Consider the following 1,656-nt stretch of genomic DNA (forward strand, 5'->3'; position numbering starts at 1 on the left):
CCGCCGGTCTCGAGCAGGGACCTGGCGATGTAGTTGGTGAGGCCGCCGGTCTCGAGCAGGGACCTGGCGATGTAGTTGGTGAGGTTGCGGAACCCGAGGGCTGAGCCGCGGAGGTGTTCGAGCCGGCCGTTGATCGCCTCCGTAGGCCCGTTGCTGGTGCCGGGGCGGTCGAAGTAGGCCAGCACGTCGGCGGCCCGCTTCTTCAACGTCCGGCCCAGCGTGATGACCTCGATCAGCGCGGCCGGGACGCCGTCGCTGACCGACTCGATCAGCTTGGTCATGAGTTCGCGGCCCTGGCGTCGGTCCTCGTGGCGGTAGGCCGCGATCATCCGCTGATAGATCCCCCAGGTCGCCTCGACCTGCACGTGCTCATCACCGGCGAACAGTGCCCGTAGTCGGCTGGCCTGCTTGTCAGTGAGCAGCCCAGCACCGGTATGCATCGTTCGCCGTGCGGAGTAGAGCGGGTCACCCTTGTGGCCGCGGTGACCGTGGATGGCCTGCTGGACCCGGCGTCGACACCGGTCCAACGCGTCGCCGGCCAACCGGACCACGTGGAAGGGATCCATGACCGCGACAGCGTCGGGGAGCTCCTCGGTGGTGGCGGTCTTGAAGCCGCTGAACCCGTCCATCGCGACGACTTCCACGCCGTCACGCCAGGTGTCGCTCCGGGTGGCGAGCCAGGTCTTGAACACCTGCTTCGAGCGACCCTCGACCATGTCCAGGAGCCGTGCCGGGCCGGTGCCATCACGGATCGGGGTGAGGTCGATGATCACGGTGACGTACTTGTCGCCACGCCTGGTGTGGCGCCACACGTGTTCATCGACGCCAACGACTCGGACACCCTCGAACCGTGCCGGGTCGTCGATCAGGACCCGCTTGCCCTCGGCCACGACGGCGTCATTAGCGGTGTCCCAGGCAACCCCGAGACCCTCGGCGACCCGGGCGACGGTGAGGTGAGCGATCACGATCCCCTCAAGTGCCCACCGCAGCCCGCGACGCGAGAGCTTCGCCCGAGGTTCGGCCGCCCGGGAGGTGTCTTGGCGCCACACGTGCCCGCAGCCAGCGCATCGGTAGCGGCGGATGGTGAGCAGCAGCGTGGTAGGTCGCCAGCCGAGTGGTTCGTGGGCCAGCTGCCTGGTGACCGTGTCCCGCGGGGTTCCTTCGCAGCCGCATCGGCGGCACCACTGGTCGGCTTCGGCGACCCGGCACGCGACGACCGCACGGTCGGACTCGAGGCGTTGGCCGGTGACGACGAGGCCGAGCTCGTCGAGTCGGCAGAAGGTGGTCAGATCTGGGTGGGCGAACGCGCGTGAGCGGTCGCCGGCGGTAGCGTCGGGCACGTCGAGGTCTTTCAGGATGAGCGTGTAGGAGCCTTCATCCTCGGGAGGCCTCGACGTCTATCCCGGGACCGCCACGCCAACGCCTGCTACACCCACAACCGGGATGAGCCACTTATTCAGCCCCGCCGTACCGGAGCTAGCCTCAGCAATACTCATGTCAGCGCTTGGTGAACATCGTCGGCAGGAATCGGACACGTACATGCGCGCTCTTGACCTCCTGGAACGACTAGCGTCACACCCAGGACTCCGCGCCGAGCATATAGCCTCCGAATTGCATGTCTCAGTTCGGACACTTCACCGCGCCTTTGCTGAACAC

The 1,656-nt window shown here is 67.2% G+C and carries 1 protein-coding gene; it reads right to left on the reverse strand.

The window, feature by feature from the left end:
• Positions 1–1,340 (reverse strand): ISL3 family transposase (locus tag AC04ME_RS19150; protein WP_475436601.1); only part of this gene is annotated, 1,340 nt, incomplete at its 3' end.
• Between the last annotated feature and the right edge of the window lie 316 nt (positions 1,341–1,656).

It is taken from the genome of Microbacterium sp. LjRoot205 (assembly GCF_056175745.1).